At 49.7% G+C, this 1,943-nt stretch carries 2 protein-coding genes; both read left to right on the forward strand.

Annotation, left to right across the window (positions count from 1 at the left end):
- The first annotated feature begins 122 nt into the window (after positions 1-122).
- The gene (locus B2633_RS05015) at positions 123-1,010 is read left to right on the forward strand and encodes a Rossmann-like and DUF2520 domain-containing protein (protein WP_483169559.1); all 888 of its coding nucleotides are present in this window, start codon (positions 123-125) and stop codon (positions 1,008-1,010) included.
- A 33-nt stretch (positions 1,011-1,043) separates the two neighbouring features.
- A complete protein-coding gene (gene panB / locus B2633_RS05020; RefSeq protein ID WP_483169561.1) occupies positions 1,044-1,874 on the forward strand; it encodes a 3-methyl-2-oxobutanoate hydroxymethyltransferase in 831 nt (276 codons plus the stop codon).
- Positions 1,875-1,943 lie beyond the last annotated feature (69 nt).

Here is a 1,943-nt window from a genome sequence, read left to right on the forward strand (position 1 = left end):
AAGAAAATGGAATAGGGGATCTCCCGCCGATATCCTTTTCAAGTCCGCTTGTATCCATTATTGGACCGAGACGGCGCGATTTTAGTGGCAGTTGCCTGCCGTAATCCTGAGGAGGTTAGGGAATGACAAATAAAGTCGGCATCATCGGTTTGGGAGTCGTAGGAACGGCTGTTGGGGTGGTACTCAGCAACAAGGGATATGAGATTACGGGTGTTTATGACAAGTTATCCGAATCTACAAAAGTACTTGTGGACCGGATTGGCTGTACCACCTGTTCATCACCTCAAGAAGTTTCTCGCTCAGCAGATATTTTGTTTATAACCACATCAGACATGGCCATAAAGGATGTAGCGGACGAATTGGCGGAAAGCGGCGCTTTTCATAGCGGTCAAGTGGTGATTCACATGAGTGGGTCCCAGACCTCGCAATTATTAGATGGAGCCAGGGCTTTCGGCGCATTTGTATTGTCGATACATCCTTTGCAGTCTTTTGCTGGTGTTGATAGGGCAATTGCCAACCTTCCCGGATCAATATTCAGCATCGAAGGGGATCACGAAGCATATGCTGCCGGCCGCGCCATCGTAGCCGCTCTGGGAGGAGAGTATTTTATCATTGACAGTACCGCCAAGGTCTTGTACCATGCCGGGGCCTGTACTGTTTCCAATTATCTGGTCACAGTAGTCGATTTTGGAATACGCTTGCTTGAATCAGCTGGTATTCCGGGTCCACAAGCCGGCAGAGCATTGTTGCCGCTGATTCAGGGCAGCATCAATAACATCCGTGACGTTGGCATACCCCGGGCTTTAACCGGCCCCATTGCCAGAGGGGATATAGAAACGGTTGTTCATCACCTCGAGGGACTGGAGGACAAAATGCGTGATGACAAGCTTTTATATGCCTGTTTAGGTCTGTATACTACCTCCATTGCGCTCGCCAAAGGCACCATCGGTGCCGAACAGGCGGCTGAGTTTAAAGAGATCCTCAGTAACGTGATCAAAGGAGAACAATAACGTTGTGCGGTGCCTAAAAAGGAGCGTGGGATTATGGCTAAAATTACCACAGCAGTACTCAAAGAGATGAAAACCAGGCAAGAGAAGATTGCCATGTTGACCGGATATGATTATTCAATGGCAGGGATGATAGATCAAGCCGGAATCGATATGATTTTGGTGGGAGACTCGCTGGGGAACGTGATGTTGGGTTATTCCACCACCCTGCCGGTGACCATGGATGACATGGTACATCATACCCGGGCGGTGTCCAGAGCGGCCCAAAATGCCATGGTGGTTGCAGATATGCCATTTCTGTCTTATCACATTGCCATCCCCGAAGCGGTGCGCAACGCCGGACGCCTGATCCAGGAAGGAGGCGCGCATGCGGTTAAAATCGAAGGAGGGGTGGAAAGGGTTGATACTATTAAAGCCATCCTGGATGCCCAGATCCCGGTTCAAGGCCACATCGGGCTGACTCCCCAGTCAGTAAACCAGTTTGGCGGGTTCAAAGTACAGGGCAAGGACCTGGAAACAGCCCAAAAATTGATCGAGGATGCTAAAGCCCTGGATGAGGCCGGGGTATTCTCCATGGTTATGGAGTGTGTGCCATCCGAATTGGCGCGGCGCATCACTGCGGAAGTGTCGTGCCCAACCATTGGAATTGGAGCTGGCCCCTATTGCGATGGACAGGTTCTGGTTATCAACGATATGCTGGGAATGTTCCACGGTCATATTCCCAAGTTTGTCAAGAAATTCGCCAACCTGCAACCACTCATTACGGAAGCCTTGAAGCAATATAAAGAAGAAGTCATGGCCGGAACCTTTCCCGCTCCGGAGCATTGTTTCACTATAAAAGATGAAGTCTTAGAAAAGCTTTATTAACCGAAAAACTGCGTGTTTTGCACTTCGCAGAATCTGGGAGGTTGGGAGAAAAAATGCTGATATTGGACC

The organism is Syntrophomonas sp. UBA1041, from assembly GCF_002316705.1.
In the GTDB taxonomy this organism is placed as follows: Bacteria; Bacillota; Syntrophomonadia; order Syntrophomonadales; family Syntrophomonadaceae; genus DTU019.